This window comes from Rhodobacter capsulatus, assembly GCF_003254295.1.
Classification (GTDB): Bacteria; Pseudomonadota; Alphaproteobacteria; order Rhodobacterales; family Rhodobacteraceae; genus Rhodobacter; species Rhodobacter capsulatus.
In genome coordinates this window covers 62046-86229 of record NZ_QKZO01000012.1, presented here as the reverse complement: position 1 = coordinate 86229, position 24184 = coordinate 62046, and the positions used below count along the sequence as shown (strand labels likewise).

Below are 24184 nucleotides of genomic sequence, written 5' to 3'. Positions count from 1 at the left end.
AAGTCAGGCTAGTAATGTTATGCCGCATGTGCATTATGTTCTTGAAAGCATTGGGTTGTTCTGTCACTTTCGTCATGTGACAGGCGAGAAATCTGTAAGGATTGTCACATGGCGCCACGGGCGGAAAAGCTGGTCATCGGGCAAAGGCTGAAGGTGCTGCGGCAGTCTTTGGGGCTGACGCAGGCGCAGATGGCGGCGGAGCTGGGGGTCTCGGCCAGCTACATCACCCTGATCGAGGCCGATCAGCGCCCGGCCTCGGTCAAGCTGCTGATGCGGCTGGCCGAGGTCTATGATCTGAACATCTCGGAACTTTCGCCCGCCGCGGATGCGCAGCTGGCCGCCGATTTCGCCGCCGCGCTGAAGACGCCCGCCGCCGGGGTCGATGCCGTGCCGCGCGCCGAGATCGAGGCGGTGTTGCAGGCCTCGCCGCGGATCGCGGCGGCTTTCGTGCGGCTGCAAGCGGCGCATCGTGCGGCGGTGCTGGCGCCGATGGCCGAGGAGAACCCGCTGACCGACCGTGACAAGGTCGAGGCTTTGGGCGAGACCTCGCGCCCGGTCGAGGCGGTGCGGGCCTGGTTTTATGCCCGGCGCAACCATGTCGATGCGCTCGACCGCGCCGCCGAGGATCTGGCGGACGAATTGGCCCTGCACCGGCACGAGCCGCATCTGGCGCTGACCGGGCGGCTGGCGGCGCATGGGGTGACGGTGCGGATCGGGCAGGCCGAGGCGATGCGGGGCCAGCTGCGCCGCTATGATCCCGAACGGCGGGAATTGCAGCTCTCGGAACTGCTCGGCCAGGCCAGCCGCCGCTTTCAGATCGGTGTGCTGCTGGCCAGTCTGGAGCAGGAGCCGATCCTGACGCGGCTGATCGCCGAGGCGGGGCTGGAGGATCGGGCGGCGGCGGCGCTGATGCGGGTGAGTCTCGCGAATTACTTCGCCGCGGCGCTGATGATGCCCTACGGCCGGTTTCTGGCCAGCTGCGAGTCGCACCGCTACGATATCGAGCTGCTGTCGCATCGCTTCGGCACCAGCTACGAGCAGACCGCGCATCGGATGTCGACGCTGCAACGCGACGGCGCGCGGGGGATTCCGTTCTTTTTCGTGCGGGTGGACCGGGCGGGGAATCTCTCGAAACGCTTCAGCGCCGGGCGGTTTCCGTTTTCGCGCTTTGGCGGCACCTGTCCGCTTTGGAACATCCATGCCGCCTTTGAAATGCCCGACCGGGTGCAGACGCAGGTGATCCGCATGCCCGAGGGGGCGAGTTATTTCTCGGTGGCGCGCACGGTGACGCGGGCGGGGGGCACGCATGGCGCCCCGGCGCAGCGCCTCGCGATCGGGCTGGGCTGCGATGTCGCCTATGCGCCGCGGCTGATCTATGCCGAGGGGATCGACCTGTCCCGCACCCGGCCGGTGGAGATCGGGCTGAACTGCTATCTGTGCGAGCGCGCCGATTGCACCGCCCGGGCCCATGCGCCGGTGAACCGGCCCTTGCAGGTGAACGAACGCGAACGCTCGCTGGCGCTGTTTCGCTTTGACGCAGGCTGAGGGCTCAGGCCCGGCGGCTCCTCATCCTCAGGAAGAAGAGCCCCCGGTCAGCCGCCATTGCGCAGGGAACGGGGCAGGGAACGGGCGATCATCGGGGGGGGGGGCTTTCGCAAGGCTCAGAGATGGAAGGAAAAACGCGGCATGGCGCCGGAGCGGTCGATCCGCGCCTGCACCCGGAAGGCCCGGGCCAGCACCGTCTCGGTCAGGGCGGTCTCGGGCGGGCCATCGGCCAGCAGCCGACCCTCGTGCAGCACCAGCACCCGGTCGGCGAAATCGGCGGCCAGGGTCAGGTCGTGCAGCGTGGTGATGACCGTCAGCCCAAGGCCCCGCAGCAAGGCCAGAAGGTCAAGCCGATGGCGGATGTCGAGATGGTTCGTCGGCTCGTCGAGCACGATCACCCGCGGCTCCTGCGCCAGCGCGCGGGCGATCATCACCCGCTGCCGCGCGCCGCCCGAAAGCGTGCCGAAGGCGCGGTGGGCGAGCGGCGCGAGGTCCAGCCGGTGCAGCGCCGCATCGACAAGGGCGGCATCGGTGCCGTCGGGCGTGGAAAGCCCCGCGCCCCAGCCGCGGCGATGCGGCAACCGCCCCAGCGCGACGATCTGCCGGACCGTCAGGCCGAATTCGCCCGGCTGTTCCTGCGGCACCGCGGCCAGCGCGCGGGCGGCCTCGGGCGCGCTCATCAGCCACAGATCGCGGCCCAGCAGCCGCACCGTGCCGCGATTGGGCGCATGATGGCGGCAGATCAACCGCAACAGCGAGGATTTGCCCGCCCCGTTCGCGCCGCAGATCGCCAGGATCTGCCCCTCGGGCACGGCAAAGGAAATATCCGACAGGATGTCCGGCTGCCCCTTTGGCCCCCAGAACACCCCGGAAAGCTCGACCAGGGTCACGGCGTCGTCCTTTCGCAGGCAATGGCAATGGTGCAGCGGGCGGGGGCGACCGGGCGGGGCGGCGACAGGGGGGCGATCGCGCGGGCAAAACCCGGCCCGGCCCCGAGGCGGGGCGGCACGGCCCCCCTCTCAGGCGCCCGAAACGGCTGCGGCCCGGCCAAGGGCCGCCGCTTGCGCAGATCCATCGCATGCTCCTTCCGGGACACCCCGCCCGGTGGTTGATGACGCTGATGGCAGGTCTCCTGACTTGCGGGTCCTTGCTTCCCCCACCTTCCCGGCCCGATCGGGGCCAGTGGTTGCCGGGGGGCGCTCGCCGCTTACAGTTGCGGGGGCAGTTACGGGTTTGGCGGCTGATGCCTACACCTCACCGTATTCCCTTTTCACCCGACCGCGCGTGGCTTGGCCGGGAACCATCAGGCCCGAAGGTGCCCGCGAAGCTCTGCGCCGTCAAGCCGCATTGCGACCGGCCTGCCGGGATCCGGGCCGTCTTCCCCCGCGGCGGCCGCCTCGCGCACCCTGCCGGTGCCGCGGTTCAGGCCGCCACATGGGCCAGCAGCAGGCAGCTTTGGCTGTTGATCACCCCCGGAATTTCGCGGATCGCGCGCAGCACCCGGTCGAAATCGACCAGCGAGCCGGTGCGGATCTCCACCACCAGATCCCAGGCGCCATTGGTGGCATGCACGGTGCTGACCCCGGGCAGCGCGGTCAGGCTGCGGATCACCTGCCGCGACAGCTTGCCCTGCAATTCCACCAGCGTGATCGCGCGCACCTCGCCCTCGACATCCACATCGGTCTCGATGGTGAAGCGCCGGATCCGGCCCTCGGCCAGCAGGGTATCGAGCCGCAGCTTGGCCGTGGTGCGCGAGACCTGCGCGGCATGGGCCAGCTCGGTGATGCTCATCCGCGCGTTCTGGCGCAGCGCGGCGATGATCCGCCGGTCGGTGGCGCTGAGATCGGTCATCTGGTCGGATTGTCCAGTCGGCTGTTCAAGGTGACCAGATAAAATACCAGAATGATCAGATTTTCCAGCGAAACCGGCAGCGGCCTTTGCGAACCTTGCCCCCTACAGGAGCAAAACATGACGCGAAGCAGTATCATTCTCGGGGCGCCGATCCAGAGCGGCACCCACCAGCCGGGTTGCGTGATGGGACCGGCCAGCCTGCGCACGGCGGGGCTGATCGCCAGCCTGACGGCGCTGGGATGGCGGATCGAGGATCAGGGCGATCTGTCGATCGGCCCGCAAGCGGCGCTGGCCCATGCCAATCCCGCGGTGCATCATCTGGCCGAGACCCGCGCCTGGATCGCGCTTCTGGCCGCGCGCGCCGAAGCGGCCGCGGCGCAAAGCGACCTGCCGGTGTTTCTGGGCGGCGATCATTCCATGTCGGCGGGCACGATGGCGGGGGTTGCGGCCCATGCCGCGCGGCTGGGCCGTCCGCTGTTCGTGCTCTGGCTCGACGCCCATCCCGATCTGCATTCGCTCGACACCACCGAAAGCGGCAATCTGCATGGCACGCCCGTCGCCTATGCCTGCGGCCTTGGCGATTTTGCCGCCTATCCGCCGCTGGCCCATGCGATCGACCCGTCGCGGCTGTGCATGATGGGCATCCGCTCGGTCGATCCGGCCGAGCATCGCCGCATCCTCGAGCACGGGATCGAAGTGCATGACATGCGCGCCATCGACGAGACCGGCGTCGTCGCGCCGCTGCGCGCCTTCATCGACCGGGTGAAGGCGGCGAACGGGCTGCTGCATGTCAGCTTCGATGTCGATTTCCTCGATCCCGGCATCGCCCCCGCGGTGGGCACCACCGTGCCGGGCGGCGCCACCTTCCGCGAGGCGCATCTGATCATGGAATATCTGTGCGATGCCGGGGTCGTCACCTCGCTCGATCTGGTCGAGCTGAACCCGTTCCTCGACGAGCGCGGCCGCACCGCCTCGTTGATCTGCGACCTGACCGCCAGCCTGTTCGGCCGCCGCGTGCTGGACCGTCAGACCCGGAGCTTCGCATGAGGCTGCGCCCGCAACCCTCGTCGCGGGCCTTCGTGCCCTTCGTCTCGGTCGAGAACATGATGCGTCTGGTGCATGCGACCGGCATTGAGCGGTTCATCGCCGATCTGACCGGTTACATCGAGGCCGATTTCCGCCGCTGGCCCGAATTCGACAAGACGCCCCGCCTGGCCAGCCATTCGCGCGAGGGCGTGATCGAGCTGATGCCGACCGCCGATGCGGAAAGCTACGGCTTCAAATATGTGAACGGCCATCCGGGCAACATGCGGGCGGGCTATCAGACCGTCACCGCCTTTGGCGTGCTCGCCTCGGTCAGCACCGGCTATCCGCTGCTTCTGACGGAAATGACGCTGCTGACGGCGCTGCGCACCGCGGCCACCTCGGCGCTGGTGGGGCGGTATCTTGCACCCGAGGGGGCGCAGGTGATGGCGCTGATCGGCAATGGCGCGCAATGCGAGTTTCAGGCGCTGGCGTTCCGCGCGCTGTGCGGCATCAACCGGCTGCGGCTTTACGACATCGACCCGCGGGCAACCGAAAAGGCCCTGCGCAACCTGCGCGCGCAGGGGTTCGAGGTGACCGCCTGCGCCTCGGCACAGGCCGCCGTCGAAGGCGCGCAGATCCTCACCACCTGCACCGCCGACAAGCAATTCGCGACGATCCTGACCGACAACATGGTGGGGGCGGGGGTGCATCTCAACGCGATCGGCGGCGACTGCCCGGGCAAGACCGAACTGCATCCCGACATCCTGAAACGCGCCGAGATCTTCGTCGAATATCCGCCGCAGACCCGCATCGAGGGCGAGATCCAGCAGCTTGCCCCCGACCATCCGGTGATCGAGCTGTGGCGGGTGATGCGCGCCGAGGTGCCGGGGCGGCGCGATGCGCGGCAGATCACGCTGTTCGATTCGGTCGGCTTCGCGATCGAGGATTTCTCGGCGCTGCGCTTCGTGCACGAACGCATCACCGGCACGGATTTCTTCGAACCCCTCGACATGCTGGCCGACCCCGATGATCCGCGCGATCTGTTCGGCATGCTTGATCGGGCGAAATAAGCCGGACACGGCCTCGCGCCCGTATTTCGTCGGCATCCGGCTTGCCTTGCGGCGAAGCCCCTCCGCCGGTGAAGACCCGGTGAAGACGGCTTCCCCTTCCCGGCGGATGCGGCGCCGGGGCAAGGCCGGGCTTTCGCGCTGCGGGAGGGCCGCCGTCAGAACAGGATCGAATCCAATGTGTCCTGCGCCGCGGCGGAGGCAAGGTCCGCCGCGCCGAAACCGGCGGCGTCGAACGGCAGACCCATCACCTCGGCATGGATTTCGCGTTCGCGGTCCATCGTGTAGATCGGCGAAATCTCGTCCAGACAGGACAGATCCGGCGTCGCCCCAAGCCCCTCGCGCAGCAGCGCGCCCAGGGCCTCGATGCGCAGGATCGTCTGCACCAGCGCCGAGGTCATCTGCCGTCCCGAGATCGCCAGCCGCGCCAGCGCCGCGGTTTCCGTCCGCGTCTCGTCCTCCAGCCGCGACAGCAGCCCCTGGCGCGCCCGGGCCTGCTCCAGCCCGGTCGCGATCTGCCCCAGATCGCCCTCGAGCCGGTTCATCCCGTCCTGCAGCGCGGAAAATTCCCCGGTGTCGAAGCTCTTGCGCAGCCGATCCAGCGTGCGCCCGGTATCGGCAAAGGTCTTGAGCGCCTGTTGCGCCGTCTCCTTCACCGACATCGCGATATAGGTCAGTTCCTTCTGCCCGACCTCGGCCCGGGCCGCTTCCAGATGCGAGTTCACCCCGGCGAGCCCGATCGTCTGGCCGATGCCCGCCAGATTGTCGAGCCGCTGGTGCAGCAGGTCGATCTGCCCCTCGAACCCGGCCGAGCGGGCGATGATCCCCTGCAGCATCGGCATCACCGTGCCGAGCGCCTCGTTCAGCTGGCCAAAGGCGCGGTCCTGCGCCGCCAGAAGCGGCTCCACCTCGGCCCGTTGCGCGGCAAGCTCGGCCACGAAACCGCCGCCAAGCCCTTCGATGGTCTGGAAACTGTCTTCGAGCAGCACCAGCACGTCGCCGGTGTCGCGCTCCAGCCCCTGCAGCTGCGCCGCGGCCAGCCGCTCGAAGGCCGCGCGTTCCGGCCCGGGCGGGCGGGCCCCGGCGCGCGCCAGGATCGTCTCGACATGTTCCAGCCGCTGCGCCGCCGAATCCGAAAACTGGAACGTGCCGACCAGACGGGCGATCACCTGTTCGATCCGGCCCGAGAGCTCTTGCGCCTGCGCCGTGACGCGGTGCCGCCGGCCCGTCATCTGCGCCTGTCCGGCGACGATCGGCGCCAGGATCTCGGTCAGCCGGCGGGCGGCCGGATCGAGATGATCGGCGCCCTCGCGCGCGACGGCAAGGATCGCCTCGAAGGACTGTTCAAAGGCGTCAAGCCCGCTTTGCGCCTGCGCGAGTTCGGTTTCGATCTGCGCCGAGACCCCCCGCAAGGCGCCGACGAAGGCGCTGAGCTGACCCGAGCGGCTGCGCGAGATCTGGATCGAGGTGATCGTGGCAAGGAATTGAAAGAAGATGCGAATCCGCGTCAGCCCGTTCAGCAGCGTGCGGGTTTCACGCAGCAGCATGCGGCTGGTGCCATTCGCCATGCTGGCCGACCAGTGCCGCATCGCCTTTGCCAGATCGCCCGCCAGCTCGGGAATATGGGTGACGCCGGGGACCGGCTCCTGCTGCGCGGTGATCAGCGCCCCGGTGCGATCGTTCACCGTCAGAAGATGCCCGCGCACGTCGCCCAGAAGCGAGGACAACGCATCAAGCGACGCGATCATGTCGCGACGCACGGCGTGCACGGAAGATTGCCTGTCCATTCCTGCCTGATCCTGCCTGACCCTGACCGGCGGCAATGTGCCGCGACTGCAGGGAACTCTCGGCGAGGGGGATTAAGAAAATCTCTAGGTCCGTCACGAGATGCGAAGAATTGTCGGCACCTTTCCCGGCGCCGTCCTGTCTGCCCGCGGCGATTAACGGGACCGCAAGACATCGCGGGTATCGCTTTCGGCTGAGACATGTCGACGCAAAGAGAGGCTGATGTGACCGACGACATAATGCTGACTTTGGCGATCCCGGCCGATCTGGCCTTGGCCGATGCCGAAGACTGCCGCCAGCGCCTTCTGGGCCTTCTTGCCGGGGGCGAGGGGGCGGTGCGGGTGCAGTTCGAAGGGGAAGAACGTCTGGGCGTGGTGGCGATGCAGCTTGCGCTGGCCGCCGCCGCGGCCGCCGCCGCCGCCGGGCGCGCTGCCAGTTTCGATGCCGCCAGCCGCGATGCGCTCGAACAACTTGGATGGGAGGGCTGAGGATGGCGAAAACAGTACTGACGATCGACGACAGCAAGGCAATCCGCGACATGGTGAACTTCACCCTGACCGGGGTGGGCTACCGCGTGGTGGAGGCGGAAAACGGGCTCGAGGGGCTGGCCAAGCTGAAAAGCGAGCCGGTCTCGCTGGTCGTCGTCGACCTCAACATGCCGGTGATGAACGGCTTCGAGTTCATCCGCAAGGCGCGGCAGGAGCCGAAAGGCTCGGGCGTGCCGATCCTGATGCTGACGACCGAGACGAAGCCCGAGGCCAAGGCCGAGGGCAAGGCGCTTGGCGCCACAGGCTGGCTGAACAAGCCTTTCGATGCCGCCATGCTGGTCGCCGTCGCGCGCAAGCTGGCCGGTTGACGGACAGAAGGGACATCCGATGAACCCCGCCGCCCAGAGTTACATTCATGAAGCCCGGGATCTGCTGACGCAGCTCGAGCAGATGCTGCTCGATCTCGAGACCGAGGCCTCGCCCGAGGCGATCGATTCGGTCTTTCGCGCCCTGCACACGCTCAAGGGCGGGGGGTCGATGTTCGGCTTTCCGGCCCTGTCGGCCTTCGTGCACCATTTCGAAGACGCCTTCGACCGCGTGCGCGAGGGCAAGATCGGCATTTCGAAACCGCTGCTCGATGCGGCGCTGGAAGGCCGCGACCACGTGATCGCGCTGCTCGATGCCGGGGGCGACGAGGCCGCCACGGCGGAGCTGGTCGGCTCGGATCAGGCGCGCCGGATTCTGGCCGCGCTTGAAGGCGCCGTGGCCGGGGCGCCGCCCGCGGTGGTGCGCCTTGCCCGCTGGGAAGTGTCGTTCCGCCCGTCGAAAGGCGCGCTGCGCTGCGGCATGCGCCCGGATCTGCTGCTGGCGGAGCTGCGCGAGCTTGGCGACTGCCGGGTCCGCTGCGATGTCTCGGACCTGCCGGTGCTGGAAAACCTGGACCCGGCGCAATCGCATCTGGGCTGGGTGGTCGAGCTGACCACGGCGCAGCCGCGCGCGGCGATCGAGTCGGTCTTCGTCTTTGCCGATGACGCCGATCCGCGCATCGTGGCGCTGGATCAGGACGAGCCCCCCGCCGCGGCCGCGCCGGTGGAGATGCCTTCGGCCGAGACGCCCGCCACCGCGGCCTCGGCGCCTGCGGCCCCGGCCCGTTCCGCGCCGCGCGCCCAGACGATGGCGGGGCAGGACACGGTGCGCGTGCCCTCGGCCAAGCTCGATTCGATCCTCGATCAGCTCGGCGAGCTGGTGATCGCCCAGGCCCGGCTGAACCAGACCGCGGCGCGGCTGGGCGATTCGACGCTCGAAGGTCTGGTCGAAGAGGTGCATCGGCTGGTCACCGGCCTGCGCGACACCACGCTCTCGGTGCGGATGCTGCCGATCGAGACGGTTTTCGGCAAATTCCGCCGCGTTGTCCGCGATCTGTCGACCGAACTGGGCAAGGACGTCGTGCTGGTCACCGACGGCGGCGAGACCGAGATCGACAAGAACGTGCTCGACCGGCTCAGCGAACCGCTCGTGCACATGATCCGCAACTCGGCCGATCACGGCATCGAATCGGCGGCCGACCGGGTGGCGGCGGGCAAACCGGCGCAGGGCCGGGTGCGGCTGGCCGCCTCGCAGGACGCGGGCGAGATCGTCATCGTGATCGAGGATGACGGCCGCGGACTGGACCATGACAAGATCCGGCGCAAGGCGATCGACCGTGGCCTTCTGGCCGCCGATGCCCGCCCGACCGAGGCGGCGCTGGCGCAGATGATCTTCGCGCCCGGCTTTTCCACCGCCGACAAGGTCTCGTCGGTCTCCGGCCGCGGGGTCGGCATGGATGCGGTGCTCTCCGCCATCACCGGGCTGCGCGGCACCGTCGAGGTGACCTCGCGCAAGGGCGAGGGCACGCGGCTGACGCTGCGCCTGCCGCTCAGCCTGGCGATCATCGACGGTCTGCTGGTGCGGCTTGGCCCCGATGTCTTCGTGCTGCCGCTGATCGCGGTCGAGGAATGCGTCGAATTCGACGTCACCGAACTGACGCGCAACAGCGGGCGGCGGATGCTGCGGATCCGCGAACATCTGGTGCCCTTCGTCGATCTGGCCGATGCGCTGGAGGGCACGGTCGAGAACGACGGCCGCCGCCGCGTGGTGATCGTGCGCGCCGAGGGCGAACGGATGGGGCTCGTGGTCGATGACATCCTTGGCCAGCACCAGACGGTGATCAAACCGATGAGCGCCTATCACGCCGATCTCGACGATTTCGCCGGCGCGACGATCCTGGCCGATGGCACGGTGGCGCTGATCCTCGATGTGGCGATGCTGCTGCGCCGTCTGGGCGGCACCGGCATCAGCCTTGCGGCCTGAGGAGGCGCCCGATGACACATTCTTCCGCTGCCACCGTCCTTGCCGAGGAGGACAGCAATTCCATCGCCCTGATCATCCGCGTCTGCGGCGAGGCGCTGGCGATCCCGGTCACCCATGTGCATGAGGTCATCGACCCGATCCCGCGCACCCGGGTGCCCCGGGCCTCGAGCTTCGCGCCCTGGCTGATCAACGTGCGCGGCGCCGTCGTGCCACTGGTCGATGTCCGGCAACGGCTGCGGATGCCGGTTCATGCCGCGAACGAGGGCCGGGTGGTGGTGCTCGACATCACCCTTGGCGCCGAATCCTTCCGCCTCGCGATGCTGGCCGACGAGGTCCAGGAGGTCGTCGACATCGACCCGGGCGCGATCGAGGTGCTGCCGGAAAACGGCTCTCCCTGGCCTTCGAACTATGTCACCGGCGCGCTCCGGCGCGGCGACGATCTCATCCTCCTTCTCGATCCCGAAAACCTCTTCCGTCCCGAACAGGCGGCTTGAACCGAACAAAGTGAGACAACCATGAAGCTGACGATCAAGGCCAAGCTGATGGCCACCTTCGGGGTGGTGCTGGCGCTTTTGGCCGCCATTTCCTGGATCGGCCTGTCCTCGTTGCAATCGGCCAATGCCGATGCGAACAAGATGGCCAATGTGAGCGCGCGGATGCAGACCCTCGTGAACGGTCTGAAGGAAAGCCTTGCGCAGTCCGACATCCGGACGTTCCAGCATATCGCCGCCAGCAGCGAAGCGGACATGCAGGCGGCCGAGGACGGGATCGCCGCCGATCGCGCCAAGCGCGACGCGCTGATGGCCGAGATCAGGAACCTCGACGACGGCACGCTGCGCGAAGATTTCGCGCGCTATGACGAGATCCTCGCCAAGGCGAAGGATCTGCGGAATGAGGCCCTGAAACTCTCGCGCGAGGGCAGCATGGCCAAGGCGCGGCAGCTCTTCATCTATCCGTCCTATGCCGAACTCGAGAAGATGGATGCGCAGATCGCCAAGCTTGAGGCGGCGCTGGAAAGGACGACGATGCTGCCCTATCCGGTCGATGCCGCCCGGGTGCAGATCCTCGAGCTGGAACGCGCGCTGATGGAAGTGAGCTCGATGAACGCCCGCGCCATCATGGAGGAAAACGATGCCGCCACCGCCGAATTCCTTGACGAAATCAAGGATCTGCGCGGCGAAGTCACGGGGCATATGGAAAAGCTCGTCACCCTGCTGGGGCCGCAGTTCCCCGAGGAAGTGGCGGGCATGCAGGCGATCCTGACGGATTACTTCAAGCTCAACGATGATCTTGAAACGAAGACGCTGGCGAATTCCGAACCGCGCGCCGCGGCGCTCATGAACGGTCCGTTCAAGGCCAGCGTCGCTGCGCTTGGTGCCCAACTCGACCTGATCGACGAAAAGGCGGGCGCTGCCATGGCCGCCTCGCAGAGCAATCTGAATGCGAGCTATGCCAACAGCAAGACCCTGATCCTGACGATTTCGGGCGTTGCGATCCTTGGCGCGCTGATCGCCTCGACGCTGATCCTGATCGGCATCACCCGGGGCATGAACCGCGCCGTCACCGTGGCCCGCAAGGTCGCCGAAGGCGATCTGAAGGTCGATACCCGCGTCACCTCGAAGGACGAGATCGGCGAGCTGATGCAGGCGCTGGGCGAGATGACGGGGGCGCTTGACGGCATGGCCAATGTGGCCGAGGCGATTTCGCGCGGCGATCTGACGGTGAACATCAAGCGCCGCTCGGAGGCCGACTCGCTTGGCATCGCGCTCGAAACCATGATCGGCAAGCTGCAGGAAATCGTGATCGATATGCATGTGTCGTCGCAAAGCGTCTCGGCCGGGGCCCATGCGATGAGCGCGACCGCCGAGGATCTGTCCTCGGGCGCCACCGAACAGGCGGCGGCGGCGGAACAGGCCAGCTCGGCGATGGAAGAGATGACGGCGAACATCCGTCAATCGGCCGACAATGCCGCGCAGACCGAGAAGATCGCGACCCAGGCCTCGAGCCGGGCGCTTGACACCGGCAAGGCGGTGGACGAGGCGGTGGGCGCGATGAAGACGATCGCCGACAAGATCACCATCATCCAGGAAATCGCCCGGCAGACCGACCTTCTGGCGCTGAACGCGGCGGTGGAAGCGGCGCGGGCGGGCCAGCATGGCCGCGGCTTCGCGGTGGTGGCCTCGGAGGTGCGCAAGCTGGCCGAACGCAGCCAGCAGGCGGCGCGCGAGATCAACGAACTGTCGATCCGCTCGGTCGAAGTCAGCCGCAATGCCGGCGACATGCTGGGCGAACTGGTCCCGGCGATCCAGCGCACCGCCGATCTGGTGCAGGAGATCTCGGCCGCGATGCGCGAGCAGAACACCGGCGCCGACCAGATCAACCTGGCGATCCGTCAGCTCGACACGGTGATCCAGCGCAACGCCTCGGCCTCGACCGAAGCCGCCTCGGTCTCCGAGGAGCTGGCGAGCCAGTCCGAGCAGCTGCATGACGTGATCGGCTTCTTCAAGGTGCAGGGCGAACCCGGCCGTGGCGACCGGGCCGAACGTGCCAAGGATGCGGCCTGGACCCGCACCGCCCGGCACGAGGCCCCCGCCGCGGCCCCGGCCAGCCGTCGCAAGACGCGCGTGGCGGCGGGCACCCGCAATGGCGGCTTCGCGCTGGATCTGTCGGAAGATGACGTGGACGATTCCGACTTCGAGAAGATCTGACACCGGGGCTTTGCCCGACGCGCTGCCCGGCCCCCCGTGGTCCGGGCAGGCTTCCTCCGAGCGGCCGGACCGCCGGGGAATTTTCCAGAAACGAAAGGGACTTCCGGATGACTGCCGCCCCGCTTCTCAAGGAACAGTCGCAGTTTGGCCACCCGGTCGAAGCCGAAGTGGTCGAACCGCGGCGGGCTTATGTGACCTTCGACATCGGCAACCAGATCCTGGCGGCCGATGTGGCGGATGTCCGCGAGATCCTCGACCATCAGGTGATTGCCCCGCTGCCCAATGCCACGGCGGCGCTTCTGGGCATGATCGACCTGCGCGGCGAAGGGATCGCGGTGATGGACATCGCGCAGTCGCTTGGCCTGTCGCGGCAGGTCGATGACCGCAGCGGCCGGATCATCGTTCTGGACCTGCAGACCGACCGCGAGGCGGCGATCGCGATCGTCGTCGACCGGGTGCGGACCGTGGTCGAGGTCGACGAAGCCGAGGTCGATCCGGTGCCCTCGGTGCCGGGCGGCTGGCAGGCCGGGGCGATGTTCGGGCTGACCCGGGTCGAGGGGGAGCTCGTCTACATGATCGACCTGCGCGCCGCGCTGGGGCGGTCGGGCTCGGCTGCCTTGCCCGGGCCGTTCGACTTCGATTGAGGGAGATGGCCTTGCGCGGACCCTCTCAGGCCTATGCCGACATGCTGACGCAACCCGCGGTGCCGATGAGCACCGCGGCGGCGCGGGAACTCGTGACGATCCTGAAGGCGGAAGCCGGGATCCGGATCGACCCGTCCAATACGCAGTTCATCTCCTATCGGCTGGACCGGCGGGTGACGGCGCTCGGGCTTGACGATTACGATCAATATCTGACGCATCTGCAAAGCCCCGAGGGGCCCGCCGAAATCCAGCGTCTGGTCGAAAGCCTGGCGACCCACACCACCAGTTTCTTCCGGGAAAAGGCGCATTACGACTGGCTCGACACGGTCGGCCTGCCGAAGCTGATCGAGACCGGCGCCGGGCGCACGCATCCGCTTGTCGTCTGGAGCGCCGCCTGCTCCTCGGGGCTTGAACTCTGGTCGGCGGGCATCGTGCTGGATCGCTACAGCCACAAGGTGCAGGGCGGGCTGCGCTGGGGGCTTGTCGGCACCGACATTTCCGCCGCAATCCTGCGCAAGGCGCGACTGGGCATCTATTCCTCGTCGGAGCTGGCGGGGCTGTCGTTCGACCTGCGCTCGGATTATCTGCTGCGCTCGAAACCCGGGGCGCGGATATCGCCGAAGCAGCGCGTTTACCGGATCGCCCCGGCGCTGCGCAACCGCGCGCATTTCAGCGCCGCCAACCTGCTTGGCAAGCTCGAGGGCCATGTGCCGCTCGCCGATGTGATCTTCCTGCGCAACGTGCTGATCTACTTCACCGCCGAGGACCGGACCCGGGCGATCCGCAATGTCATGCAATGCTTGCGGCCGGGGGGCTATCTGCTTCTGGGCCATTCCGACAATCTGCGCAGCCTGCCCGCCGGGTTGACCCCCACGGGCACGGCGGTTTTCCGAAAGGACGAGCGATGACCGCGAGGCCCGATCCGACTGCCACCCGCCTGCCGCCCGATGGCCGCCCGGTCCGGGTCTTCATCGTCGATGACAGCGCGCTGGTGCGCCAGGCGCTTGCCGACATCATCGGCTCCGACCCGCGGCTCGAGGTGATGGCGACGGCTGCCGATCCCTTTGCCGCGGCCGAGCGGCTGAAATCCATGGTGCCCGATGTCATCATCCTGGATGTCGAGATGCCGCGGATGGACGGGCTGACCTTCCTGCGCAAGCTGATGGCGCAGCACCCGCTGCCGGTGGTGATCTGCTCCTCGCTCGTCTCCGACCGGTCCGAGACCTATCTGGCCGCGATGTCGGCGGGGGCGGTCGATGTGATCGCCAAGCCCGAGATCGGGGTGAAGCAATATATTTCCGAAAGCGCGCAGCGCATTCGCGACGTGCTCGTCCAGGCCGCCTCGGCCAAGGTGCAACCGATGCGCGAACGGCCGGTGCAGCCCAAGCTCAGCGCTGATGCGATGCTGGCGCCGCCGCGTGAAAGCGGGGCGATGCTGCGCACCACCGAAAAGATCGTGGCGATCGGCGCCTCGACCGGCGGCACCGAGGCTTTGCGCGAATTGTTGCAGGCGATGCCGTCCGACTGCCCGCCGATCGTGATCGTGCAGCACATGCCGGAGCTGTTCACCGGGGCTTTCGCCAAGCGCCTTGACGGGCTTTGCGCGATCACGGTGAGCGAGGCGAAACCGGGCGACCGGCTGTTGCGCGGCCATGCGCTGATCGCGCCGGGCAACAAGCACACGCTTCTGGCCCGCAGCGGCGCACAATATCATGTCGAGATCCGCGAGGGGCCGCTGGTGTCGCGTCACCGCCCCTCGGTCGACGTGCTGTTCCGCTCGGTCGCGCGCTTTGCCGGGCGCAATGCGGTGGGCGTGATCATGACCGGCATGGGCGACGACGGCGCGCGGGGCTTGCGCGAGATGCGCGACACCGGCGCCACCACGCTTGGCCAGGACGAGGAAAGCTGCGTCGTCTACGGCATGCCGAAGGAGGCGATGGCCCGCGGCGCCGTGGGCCAGGAAATGTCGCTCGGCCAATTGCCCGCGGCGATCCTGCGTGCGGCGCGCTGATCCGGGGCCGCGCCGGACTTGATCCGGGGCGGTTTCGCGTCATACTCGGGCGGGGGACTTCGGAACATCCGGAAAACGGGGCGGCACCGCGGGGCAAGCGCGGCACCGGCCGGGGGCCCGCGGGAAATTCCGAACGGGGGTCACATGACCATAAGCCGACGTCTTCTGCTGTCCTTGCCCGCGGCGCTTGCCCTGGCGCCCCATGGCGCCTTGGCGCAGGCCGCGATCGGCACCACGCGCGCGCTGACCGGGCGGGCCAGCCTGACCCGCGCCGGCCTGCGCACCGATCTGCATGCCCGCGATCCGCTGATGGAGGGCGACGAGATCGCGACCATGACGGCCTCGACCGCGTCGCTGGAGCTTTTCAGCGCGACGCGGATCGCCCTTGGCCCCGAAACGCGCTTCACCCTCGATCGCTTCACCGCCGATCTGGGCGGGGTGGTCAGCATCGGCGGCGCGCTGGTCTTCGACCGGCCCGAGGATCTGCCGAAACTTGATCTGACCGTGCAAGGCGCTTTTGCCCGCATCGGCGTGCGCGGCACGCGGTTCTTCTGCGGCCCGTCGAAAGGCGTTTACGGCATCTTCGTCGCGCGCGGCGGGGTCGAGGTGGTGGCAGGCGGCGAGACCCGACGTCTGGGACCGGGCGACGGGATCGACATCACCCGCCCGGGCGCCGCGCCCGGCGCCGTCGCGCAGTGGAAAGCCCCGCGCATCGCCGCCGCCTTCGCCTCGGTCGGGCTCACGCCCTGAGCGTGTAAAGCGGCAGTCGCCCGAAGCTGCGCAGCTCGATCTCGCCCAGCGCCACAAGGCCCGGCACCCGCGCCCCCAGCGTCGGGCCGATGCAGATCCTTGTGCCCAGCGCCTTGTTCGCCTCTTGCAGCCGCGCGGCGAGGTTCACCGCGGGCCCATGCGCCGTGTAGTCGATCCGGGTGCCGAAACCGACATCGCCCAAGACCGCGGGGCCGCATTCGACGCCGATCCGCGTCTTGCCGAAGCCGTTGTTTTCGCGCGCGAAAACCTCGGTCGCGGCCAGGATCTCGGCGGCACAGGCCAGCGCCGCCGCCTCATGGCCGGGCTGGTCGAGCGGCGCGTTGAACAGCGCATGCACGCTGTCGCCGACGAGCTTGTCGATCATCCCGCCGTGGCGCAGCACGATGGCGCAGGTGAGCGCGAAATAGGCATCAAGCCGCGCCACCATCTCCACCGCGCCCATCGTCGAGGTGGCGGCAGAAAAGCCCTCGATATCGGTGAAAAGCGCCGTGATTTCGCGGGTTTCGCCCTCAAGCCGCATCAGCCGCGGCTACGCGGCGAGGCGGCTGACAAGGGCCGGGGGCAGCACTTGCCCCATCCGGTCGCGCAGCACCCGTTCGGCCCGGGCCAGCGCGGCGGCGCGGCCCAAAAGCGCGGCCAGCAGGATCAGCGCCAGCGCGCCGACGGGCAGGACGGGGTCGAGCAGCAGTCCGCCGCGGCTGAAAAGCACCGCCGCCCCGGCCCAGAGCGCCGCAAGCGTTCCGACCGCCGCCGCCGCGCGGGCGGGGCGCAGGCGCACCAGCACCAGCAGCGTCAAAAGCCCCGCCAGCGCGACGAAGCCGCCTTCAAGCGCCGGGCCCCAGCCCGGGCGATGCGGCAGATGCCCCGCGCGCAGCCCCGCCACCGCATCGGCGAGGATCTGCACCGAGGGCATCACCGGGCTGGTCGCGCTCGGGCGCAGCCCGCCGCGTTCGGGCAGGCTGGAGCCGATCAGGAGCACCGCGTCTGCGGGCGGCGTCGCCTCTCCGGCCAGCACCGCGGCGGCGGAGAGGGTGCGGCGGGCCCAGCTTTCGGGGCTCGAGGCGGCAAAGCGCAGGCTGCCTGCTTCCAGCGGGAAGGTCGTCGGGCCAAGCCGCAGCCCCGCGGGGCCGATCAGCGGCAGAATGCCCTCGGCCCTTGCGGCGATGGCGACGGCGAGACCGGGCAGGGCCTGGCGCCCCGCCGTCGCCGCGACCGGCACATGGCGCACCGTGGCATCCGCATCGCCCATCAGCGCCATCACCGCCCAATCCTGCGCGGAAAACTGCGGGCAGGGCGTCTCGGCCCCCGCGGCCTGCCAAAGCGGCAGCGGCCCGGTCTGGCCCAGCCGGGCGGGCGGCAGCGGCGGGCCGGGGGTGTCGGAGAGCAACAGCCCCAGCACCGCGGGCTGGCCCTGCAATGCCGCCGCCAGATCACGGGCGGGGGCGCCGTCGCAATCCCCCGCGATCAGCATGTCGAGGCCGATCACCCGGGGCTTGGCTTCGGCCAGCCGCGCCACCAGCCGCGCCGTCGCCGCCCGGGTCCAGAGGGCGCCGGTCTCGTCCCCTGCGCCGATGTCGATGACGACGATCCCGCCGGTGTCCGGCGGGCGGGGCAGGGGGTCGAAGACCCGCTCCTGCAGCGCGGCAAGCGGCGCGGGCGGCCGCGCCAGCAGCAGGCCAAGCGCCGCCGCTATCGCAAGGACCGCGCCGCGCCAGGCCATCACGCCTCCGGCTCGGCGGCGGCGGAAAGCGCCGCCATGTCAAGCGTCCAGGCCCCGTCCTGACGCCTGATCGCCCCCGCGGCTTCCAGCGCCTGCAGCGCCCGGTTGACCTTGGGACGGCTCGCGCCCAGCACCGCCGCCAGATCGCCTTGCGAGATTTCCAGCCGCAAGACCGCCGTCGGCGGCAGATCGGCGCCATTCAGCTGGCGCAGGGTGAACAGCAGAAACCGCGCCAGCCGGGCTTCCAGCCGATAAAGCGCGATGCCCTCCAGCTGCTCGGTCGTTTCGCGCAGGCGGCGGCAGAAATAGCGCGCGACCGAGAGGCCCAGCGCCGGATGCGCCTCGGCCAGCGCGCTGAACCGCGCCCGGTCGAGCACGAAGCCGGTCGTCGCCTGCACCGCCGTCGCCTCGGCCGAACGCGGCCCGCCATCGACGAGCGCGAATTCGCCGAGCGTGTCGCCCGCCTCGGCATGGCGCAGGATCAGCTCGCGCCCGCCCGGCGCCAGAAGCGTCAGCTTCACCCGCCCCGCCGCCAGCGCCACCATCCAGTCGCCCGGATCGCCGCGCTGAAACAGCACCTCGCCCGGCTGCCATTGCCGTTGCCGCGCCAACCCCGCAAGCGCCGCCAGCGCCGCCGCATCGAGCCCCTCAAACAGCGCGAAAGAGCGCCAGAACGCCGGTTTGGCCGCCAGATCCCGCATGTTGGCCCCTTTCCTGCCCCATGCTGGCCGGGCCGGGGCCGTCTGGCAAGCCTGTTCCCTGCGGAACAGCGCGACCGCCCGCAACCGGGCAAGGTGAGCCCACGCAACCCCAACCGAAAGGTCACTTCCATGTCGGACATCATCGGCACAAACGGCTCCAACAGCCTCGACGACGCCTTCTCCTTCGGCATCCCCGGCTTCCGCAACGACCGCGTCGCGGCGCTGGGCGGCAATGACACGATCACCATCACCGACGGCAACGACACCGTCTTCGGCGGCACCGGCCATGACCGCATCGTCGATTCGGCACTGGCGGGCTTCCTCTCGGGCGATGATCAGATCTTCGGCGAGGCGGGCAATGACACGATCGTGGCGGGCGAAGGCCGCGACACGATCAACGGCGGCGCCGACAGCGACACTGTCGATTACAGCCGCTCGGGCGCGGCGATCACCGTCAACCTGGGGTCCAGCGCGGCGCAATCGGGCGGGCTGGCCGCGGGCGACCGGCTGATCAGCATCGAGAACGTGACCGGCAGCAGCTTCAGCGACAGCCTGACCGGGTCGAGCGTGGCCAACCGGCTTTTGGGCCTTGGCGGCAACGACCGGATCTTCGGCCTTGGCGGCAACGACCTGATCGATGGCGGCAGCGGCAATGACACGATCCTGGGCGGCACCGAGAATGACGGTCTGGCCGGGGGCAGCGGCAATGACCGGCTGTTTGGCGAGAGCGGCGCCGACACGCTTTCGGGCGGCGACGGGACCGACATGCTGTCGGGCGGCACCGGCAACGACCAGCTGTCGGGCGGCACCGGCAACGATCAGCTGGCCGGCGGCGAACATGACGACCGGCTGTCCGGCGATGCGGGCAATGACGCCCTGTCGGGCGGCACGGGCCATGACGTGCTGACCGGCGGGGCCGATGCCGACACGCTTGCGGGCGGGGCGGGCAATGACACGGTGGACGGCGGCAGCGGCAACGATGTCGTGCAGCTCGAAAGCCGCGCGGAGGCCGACCGTCTGGAAGGCGGCGCCGGGATCGACACGCTCAGCTTCGCCTCGCTGCCCGCGGTCTTGCTGCCGCCCGGTGTCTTCAACGGCATCGACCTGGTCAGCGGGCGCAGCTTTGCCACCACCTATCACGGCTTTGAAAATGTCATCGGCTCGTCGGGGGCGGATGCGATTTCGGGCGATGCGCTGGGCAACCGGCTGGAGGGGGGCGCGGGCGCGGACCGGATCGACGGCCGCGAGGGCGCCGATGTGCTGGTCGGCGACAGCGGCGCCGATACGCTTGCGGGCAGCGCCGGGGCGGATACGCTGTTTGGCGGCACCGAGGGCGATCAGCTGTCGGGCGGCGATGACGCGGACCGGCTGGAGGGCGAGGCCGGGGCCGACCGGGTCAGTGGCGATGCGGGCAATGATACGCTTTCGGGCGGGGTCGACGCCGACACGCTCTCGGGCGGGACCGGGAATGATCTGGTCTCGGGCGGGGCGGGGGACGATCTGGCGCATGGCGATGCGGGCGATGACCGGGTGTTCGGCAACAGCGGGGCGGATGCGCTGTTCGGTGACGCGGGCGCGGATCAGCTTTCGGGCGGCAGCGACAACGACCGGCTGGACGGCGGCAGCGAGAATGACCTGCTGCGCGGCGAGGACGGCGCCGATGTGCTGATCGGCGGCACCGGGGCCGACACGATGGAGGGCGGCGCGGGGGCGGACACCTTCGTCTTCCTGACCACGGCCGACTCGCTCAACTCGGTCGGCGGCAGCGACCATATCACCCGTTTCGAGCTGGGCGTGGACAGGATCGACCTGTCGGCGCTGGCGCCCGGGGCCGAATTCCATCTGGCGCTGGTGGCCGATGGCGCCGGGGCGGTGGTGACCAATCTGGTCAATGGCGCGACCGTGGTCAGCGTCTTCACCGATGCCGATGCTGCCCCCGATCTGGTGTTTCAGATCGACGCGCTTGTCGGCACCGGCGGGCTGACCGAGGCCGACTTCCTGTTCTGAACCCGCAAGAAAATGCCCCCGGGCCGCAAGGTCCGGGGGCTTTCGTGGTTGGACGGATTACAGCCTGTAGCTGATCGATTTCACATCGGCATCGGGCGCGGTCTTCTGGCTGCGCACGCGCAGACGGTTCAGCGCGCCGACATAGGCCTTGACCGAGGCGAGGATGGTGTCGGTATCGGCGGCCGAGCCGGTGACGATCCGGCCATCCTCGGCCAGACGCACCGAGACGGTGGCCTGCGCGTCCGTTCCTTCGGTCACGGCATGGACCTGATAGATCTTCAGCTCGGCCGTGGTCGGATAGATCGCCTGCACCGCCTTGAAACAGGCGTCCACCGGGCCGTCGCCCGCGCATTTCGCCGTCTTTTCAACGCCATCGACCAGCATCTTCAGTTCCGCTTCCTGCCCGTCGCTGCCGCAGATCACGCGCAGCCATTTCACCTGCAGGAAGTCGTGGTCGGTGTTCGCGGTGCTGTCGGTCAACAGCGCGATCAGGTCGTCGTCATAGACTTCCTTCTTGCGGTCGGCCAAGGCCTTGAAGCGCACGAAGACGTCGTTCAACTGGTTGTCGGCCAGCTCGAAGCCCAGATCGCGCATCTTGGTGCGCAAGGCGGCGCGGCCCGAATGCTTGCCCATCGCGATGTTGGTTTCGGTCAGGCCGATGTCGGCAGGGCGCATGATTTCAAAGGTTTCGACGTTTTTCAGCACGCCGTCCTGATGGATGCCGGATTCATGCAGGAAGGCGTTCTTGCCGACGACGGCCTTGTTGAACTGCACCGGGAAGCCCGAGACCTGCGCGACGCGGCGGCTCAGATTCATGATCTTCGTCGTGTCGATGCCGGTGGTGAAGGGCATCAGATCGCGGCGGACCTTGATCGCCATCACCACTTCCTCAAGCGCGGTGTTGCCCGCGCGCTCGCCCAGACCGTTGATCGTGCATTCGATCTGCCGCGCCCCCGCCGAAACCGCGGCCAGGGCATTCGCCGTCGCCATGCCAAGGTCGTTGTGGCAATGCGTGGCAAAGATCACCTCGTCGGCGCCCGGCACCTTTTCGAGCAGCATCGCGATGATGTCCGAGCTCTCCGAGGGCAGGGTGTAGCCCACGGTGTCGGGGATGTTGATCGTGGTGGCGCCCGCCTTGATCGCGCATTCGACGACGCGGCACAGATAGTCGCGCTCGGTGCGGATCGCGTCCATCGCCGACCATTGCACATCGGCGCAGAGGTTGCGCGCATGGGTCACGGTGTCGTGGATGCGTTCCAGCATCTCCTCGGTGCCGAGGTTGGTGATGCCCCGGTGCAGCGGCGAGGTGCCGATGAAGGTGTGGATGCGCGGCCGGGCGGCATGTTTCACCGCCTCCCAGCAGCGGTCGATGTCCTTGTAATTGGCGCGCGAGAGCCCGGCGATGACCGAGTTTTTCGAGGCTTTGGCGATCGCCGAGACGGCTTCGAAATCGCCTTCCGAGGCGATGGGGAAGCCGGCTTCGATGATGTCGACGCCCATTTCGTCGAGCAGCATGGCGATTTCGAGCTTTTCGTCATGCGTCATGGTGGCGCCGGGCGATTGTTCGCCATCGCGCAGCGTGGTGTCAAAAATCAGAACGCGGGATTTGTCGGTCATGGTCTGGGCCTGAGAATGTTCAATGTCGGTGTCTTAGCCTTGCGGTCTCCCGAATGCCAGCGTCTCGCCTGGGGTTCGGGGGGTGGGCGCTGATACATCTGAGCGGTCGCGCCCGGGGGCACGCTCAGAGCAGGCTCAGAAGAAGGAGGCCGCGCACGGAAAGAAGGGGGGCGAAAGCCCCGCGCTTGCCGATGAAACTGATCGTGTTCCGTGCCATGACGGGACTATGGCGGGGCGGCGGGAAAATGAAAAGCCCGAAAATGCGCGGCCCGGAAAATGGCGGCGCGGGGTCAGGCCTGCGAGATCCGCAGCCCGGGCGCGGGGCCGCGCCCGCCCGGCTGCGCCCGGCCTTGCGGCTGCGGCGCCTCGGGCGGCGGCGTGTCTTCGGCGGTGTCGGGCCGGGTTTCCTCGGCCGGGGCGATCGGCAGCAGAAGATGCATCGCCGTGCCCTCGGACGAGCTGTCGATGGTCAGCAGGCCGCCCGATTGCCGGGCGAAGCCATCGACCATGCTCAGCCCCAGCCCCGAGCCCTGGCCCACGGCCTTGGTGGTGAAGAAGGGTTCGGTGACGCGGCGGATGATCTCGGGCGGGATGCCGGTGCCGGTATCGGCCACCGTCACCTCCGCGTAATCGCCCGCGGGCAGGACCGTGCCATCGGGCTGCACGTCGTCGGTGAACAGATGCACCGGCCGCGCCGAGACCGTCAGCGTGCCGCCCGCGGGCATGGCATCGCGGGCGTTGACGACCAGATTGACCAGCGCGGTGATGAACTGGTTTTCATCCAGCGCGACCCAGAGCGGCGTCTGCGGCGCCTCGAAATCCTGGGTGATCGAGGCGGGCAGAAGCCGCCGCGTCAGCAGTTGCAGCTGTTCGAGCAGCGCCCCGACATCGCGCCGGGTGATCCGCATCTGCGTGCGCCGCGCATAGGCGAGCAGCTGCTTGACCAGTTCCGCCGCGCGCAAGGCCGCCGTCTTCGCCTCGGTCACCGCATTGAGCCGTTCGGCCTCGGTGTCCATGGCGTCGTAAAGATCGAGATTGCCGATCACCGCGGTCAGGATGTTGTTGAAATCATGGGCAACCCCGCCCGCAAGCTGGCCGATCGCCTCCATCTTCTGCGCCTGGACCGAGCGCAGCGCGGCCCGTTCGGCCTCGATCCGGATGCGCCGATGCGCCAGCAGCGTCAGCGAGAAATAGACATGCAGCCCCGCCGCGGCCAGGATCGTGCCAAGGATCGCGCCGGGATGGTCCAGCTGCTGGATGGTGCGGAACACCACCCAGGCGATGGCCGCGCCGATCACCGCGATCTCGCCCAGCATGATCGCCAGCACCCGGTCCGAGCGATAGATCAGGAAGACGAGCATCGCCCCCATCCCCGCCGCGCCGCCGATCCGCAAGGCCGGATCCGCGGTGGTGATCATCTCGGCGGGCAGCCAGATGAAGGCGGCGACCAGATACCAGAACACCGCCCCTGCAATCAGCACCTCGCGGCGCGAGCAGGTCTCGCCGCGGCTGCGCAGGAACAGGAAATGGACGACGTGCCCGACGGCCTGCGCCGCGATCCACCAGACCGCCATCAGGCCGTCGAGGTAGAAATGCAGCACCACGCCCACGGAAAGGATCAGGCCGAAACGGAAGGCCGCATCCAGCCGCCGACCGTATTCCAGATCGAACAGGCGGTCGATTTCCTTGCGGCCGTCGATGCCATCAATGTCGGACTGCTGACTTGCCAACACACCCACCTGCCCGATCGCTGCGGGCTGTTCCGCGCGGACCGCCCACACAGGCCGAATCCCGCCTGTCTCAGCAATACCCCGGTTTCCCCTACCGATTTCTTACCATTCTACCGCATTCGCGGGATAGTTGCCAATAACGGCAGGAGGGATGCGAAAAATCG

21 protein-coding genes and 1 riboswitch are annotated in these 24184 nt (G+C 68.4%); of the genes, 13 read left to right on the top strand and 8 right to left on the bottom strand.

Features of this window, described 5'->3' with window-relative positions; all coding sequences use genetic code 11:
* Positions 1–108 precede the first annotated feature (108 nt).
* On the top strand, positions 109–1545 hold the full coding sequence (locus LY44_RS15650; protein ID WP_055213055.1) for a helix-turn-helix transcriptional regulator: 1437 nt from the start codon (positions 109–111) through the stop codon (positions 1543–1545).
* Between the two features lie 116 nt (positions 1546–1661).
* On the opposite strand, the gene LY44_RS15645 is transcribed toward LY44_RS15650, so the two are convergent.
* Positions 1662–2435, bottom strand: a complete 774-nt coding sequence (locus tag LY44_RS15645) for an ABC transporter ATP-binding protein (protein WP_055213057.1) — start codon at positions 2433–2435, stop codon at positions 1662–1664.
* Between the two features lie 215 nt (positions 2436–2650).
* Positions 2651–2865: riboswitch (cobalamin riboswitch) on the bottom strand.
* A gap of 102 nt (positions 2866–2967) precedes the next feature.
* Positions 2968–3396: an Lrp/AsnC family transcriptional regulator gene (locus tag LY44_RS15640; RefSeq protein ID WP_055213058.1), complete on the bottom strand. Its 429-nt coding sequence runs from the start codon at positions 3394–3396 to the stop codon at positions 2968–2970.
* A 117-nt stretch (positions 3397–3513) separates the two neighbouring features.
* On the opposite strand from LY44_RS15640, the gene rocF reads away from it, so the two are divergent.
* Entirely contained in the window at positions 3514–4443 is a 930-nt protein-coding gene (rocF, locus tag LY44_RS15635) for an arginase (RefSeq protein WP_055213059.1), read from the top strand.
* Positions 4440–5492 (top strand): ornithine cyclodeaminase, encoded by a 1053-nt coding sequence (locus LY44_RS15630; protein WP_055213061.1) that lies wholly within the window; start codon positions 4440–4442, stop codon positions 5490–5492. The genes rocF and LY44_RS15630 overlap by 4 nt, the downstream gene beginning before the upstream one ends.
* A 155-nt stretch (positions 5493–5647) precedes the next feature.
* Here LY44_RS15630 and LY44_RS15625 read toward each other — a convergent pair whose 3' ends face one another.
* Positions 5648–7276: a coiled-coil domain-containing protein gene (locus LY44_RS15625; protein WP_055213062.1), complete on the bottom strand. Its 1629-nt coding sequence runs from the start codon at positions 7274–7276 to the stop codon at positions 5648–5650.
* A gap of 222 nt (positions 7277–7498) precedes the next feature.
* Between LY44_RS15625 and LY44_RS15620 the strand changes: the two genes are divergently transcribed.
* From LY44_RS15620 to LY44_RS15580, 9 genes are all read left to right on the top strand, one after another.
* The gene (locus LY44_RS15620; RefSeq protein ID WP_146707267.1) at positions 7499–7762 is read left to right on the top strand and encodes an STAS domain-containing protein; all 264 of its coding nucleotides are present in this window, start codon (positions 7499–7501) and stop codon (positions 7760–7762) included.
* A gap of 2 nt (positions 7763–7764) precedes the next feature.
* Complete coding sequence (locus tag LY44_RS15615) at positions 7765–8130, top strand: response regulator (RefSeq protein ID WP_055213065.1); 366 nt, start codon at positions 7765–7767, stop codon at positions 8128–8130.
* A gap of 19 nt (positions 8131–8149) precedes the next feature.
* Entirely contained in the window at positions 8150–10111 is a 1962-nt protein-coding gene (locus tag LY44_RS15610) for a chemotaxis protein CheA (RefSeq protein WP_055213066.1), read from the top strand.
* 11 nt (positions 10112–10122) lie between these two features.
* Positions 10123–10605 (top strand): chemotaxis protein CheW, encoded by a 483-nt coding sequence (locus LY44_RS15605; RefSeq protein WP_055213068.1) that lies wholly within the window; start codon positions 10123–10125, stop codon positions 10603–10605.
* Positions 10606–10626: 21 nt separating this feature from the next.
* Positions 10627–12819 carry a HAMP domain-containing methyl-accepting chemotaxis protein gene (locus LY44_RS15600; RefSeq protein ID WP_055213069.1) on the top strand — a complete coding sequence of 731 codons (2193 nt, stop codon included), beginning with the start codon at positions 10627–10629 and terminating at the stop codon, positions 12817–12819.
* A gap of 107 nt (positions 12820–12926) precedes the next feature.
* Positions 12927–13463 carry a chemotaxis protein CheW gene (locus LY44_RS15595; protein WP_055213070.1) on the top strand — a complete coding sequence of 179 codons (537 nt, stop codon included), beginning with the start codon at positions 12927–12929 and terminating at the stop codon, positions 13461–13463.
* 11 nt (positions 13464–13474) lie between these two features.
* Positions 13475–14371, top strand: coding sequence for a CheR family methyltransferase (locus LY44_RS15590; RefSeq protein WP_161805955.1), 897 nt, complete (start codon positions 13475–13477; stop codon positions 14369–14371).
* Entirely contained in the window at positions 14368–15474 is a 1107-nt protein-coding gene (locus tag LY44_RS15585; RefSeq protein ID WP_055213073.1) for a protein-glutamate methylesterase/protein-glutamine glutaminase, read from the top strand. Before LY44_RS15590 ends, LY44_RS15585 begins: the two co-directional genes overlap by 4 nt.
* Before the next feature lie 144 nt (positions 15475–15618).
* Positions 15619–16224, top strand: coding sequence for a FecR domain-containing protein (locus LY44_RS15580; protein ID WP_055213074.1), 606 nt, complete (start codon positions 15619–15621; stop codon positions 16222–16224).
* Here the strand turns inward: LY44_RS15580 and LY44_RS15575 are convergent.
* The 3 genes from LY44_RS15575 to LY44_RS15565 are packed head-to-tail and all read right to left on the bottom strand — an operon-like array spanning position 16214 to position 18666.
* Positions 16214–16765, bottom strand: coding sequence for an adenylate/guanylate cyclase domain-containing protein (locus LY44_RS15575; protein ID WP_055213076.1), 552 nt, complete (start codon positions 16763–16765; stop codon positions 16214–16216). The genes LY44_RS15580 and LY44_RS15575 overlap by 11 nt on opposite strands.
* 9 nt (positions 16766–16774) lie before the next feature.
* Positions 16775–17965 (bottom strand): CHASE2 domain-containing protein, encoded by a 1191-nt coding sequence (locus LY44_RS15570; RefSeq protein WP_055213077.1) that lies wholly within the window; start codon positions 17963–17965, stop codon positions 16775–16777.
* Positions 17965–18666: a Crp/Fnr family transcriptional regulator gene (locus LY44_RS15565; RefSeq protein WP_055213079.1), complete on the bottom strand. Its 702-nt coding sequence runs from the start codon at positions 18664–18666 to the stop codon at positions 17965–17967. Before LY44_RS15565 ends, LY44_RS15570 begins: the two co-directional genes overlap by 1 nt.
* Positions 18667–18795: 129 nt before the next feature.
* On the opposite strand from LY44_RS15565, the gene LY44_RS15560 reads away from it, so the two are divergent.
* The gene (locus LY44_RS15560) at positions 18796–20673 is read left to right on the top strand and encodes a calcium-binding protein (protein ID WP_055213080.1); all 1878 of its coding nucleotides are present in this window, start codon (positions 18796–18798) and stop codon (positions 20671–20673) included.
* A gap of 57 nt (positions 20674–20730) precedes the next feature.
* On the opposite strand, the gene LY44_RS15555 is transcribed toward LY44_RS15560, so the two are convergent.
* Both LY44_RS15555 and LY44_RS15550 read right to left on the bottom strand, forming a co-directional pair.
* The gene (locus tag LY44_RS15555; RefSeq protein ID WP_055213082.1) at positions 20731–22290 is read right to left on the bottom strand and encodes a 2-isopropylmalate synthase; all 1560 of its coding nucleotides are present in this window, start codon (positions 22288–22290) and stop codon (positions 20731–20733) included.
* Positions 22291–22580: 290 nt separating this feature from the next.
* Positions 22581–24020: a sensor histidine kinase gene (locus LY44_RS15550; RefSeq protein WP_146707266.1), complete on the bottom strand. Its 1440-nt coding sequence runs from the start codon at positions 24018–24020 to the stop codon at positions 22581–22583.
* Positions 24021–24184: the final 164 nt, after the last annotated feature.

Bases quoted from the DNA above. Each gene is read 5' to 3' on its own strand.
- LY44_RS15650 (WP_055213055.1), top strand. From the start codon at position 109: ATGGCGCCACGGGCGGAAAAGCTGGTCATCGGGCAAAGGCTGAAGGTG.
- LY44_RS15640 (WP_055213058.1), bottom strand. From the start codon at position 3,396: ATGACCGATCTCAGCGCCACCGACCGGCGGATCATCGCCGCGCTGCGC.
- rocF (WP_055213059.1), top strand. From the start codon at position 3,514: ATGACGCGAAGCAGTATCATTCTCGGGGCGCCGATCCAGAGCGGCACC.
- LY44_RS15630 (WP_055213061.1), top strand. From the start codon at position 4,440: ATGAGGCTGCGCCCGCAACCCTCGTCGCGGGCCTTCGTGCCCTTCGTC.
- LY44_RS15625 (WP_055213062.1), bottom strand. From the start codon at position 7,276: ATGGACAGGCAATCTTCCGTGCACGCCGTGCGTCGCGACATGATCGCG.
- LY44_RS15615 (WP_055213065.1), top strand. From the start codon at position 7,765: ATGGCGAAAACAGTACTGACGATCGACGACAGCAAGGCAATCCGCGAC.
- LY44_RS15610 (WP_055213066.1), top strand. From the start codon at position 8,150: ATGAACCCCGCCGCCCAGAGTTACATTCATGAAGCCCGGGATCTGCTG.
- LY44_RS15605 (WP_055213068.1), top strand. From the start codon at position 10,123: ATGACACATTCTTCCGCTGCCACCGTCCTTGCCGAGGAGGACAGCAAT.
- LY44_RS15600 (WP_055213069.1), top strand. From the start codon at position 10,627: ATGAAGCTGACGATCAAGGCCAAGCTGATGGCCACCTTCGGGGTGGTG.
- LY44_RS15595 (WP_055213070.1), top strand. From the start codon at position 12,927: ATGACTGCCGCCCCGCTTCTCAAGGAACAGTCGCAGTTTGGCCACCCG.
- LY44_RS15585 (WP_055213073.1), top strand. From the start codon at position 14,368: ATGACCGCGAGGCCCGATCCGACTGCCACCCGCCTGCCGCCCGATGGC.
- LY44_RS15580 (WP_055213074.1), top strand. From the start codon at position 15,619: ATGACCATAAGCCGACGTCTTCTGCTGTCCTTGCCCGCGGCGCTTGCC.
- LY44_RS15575 (WP_055213076.1), bottom strand. From the start codon at position 16,765: ATGCGGCTTGAGGGCGAAACCCGCGAAATCACGGCGCTTTTCACCGAT.
- LY44_RS15570 (WP_055213077.1), bottom strand. From the start codon at position 17,965: ATGGCCTGGCGCGGCGCGGTCCTTGCGATAGCGGCGGCGCTTGGCCTG.
- LY44_RS15565 (WP_055213079.1), bottom strand. From the start codon at position 18,666: ATGCGGGATCTGGCGGCCAAACCGGCGTTCTGGCGCTCTTTCGCGCTG.
- LY44_RS15560 (WP_055213080.1), top strand. From the start codon at position 18,796: ATGTCGGACATCATCGGCACAAACGGCTCCAACAGCCTCGACGACGCC.
- LY44_RS15555 (WP_055213082.1), bottom strand. From the start codon at position 22,290: ATGACCGACAAATCCCGCGTTCTGATTTTTGACACCACGCTGCGCGAT.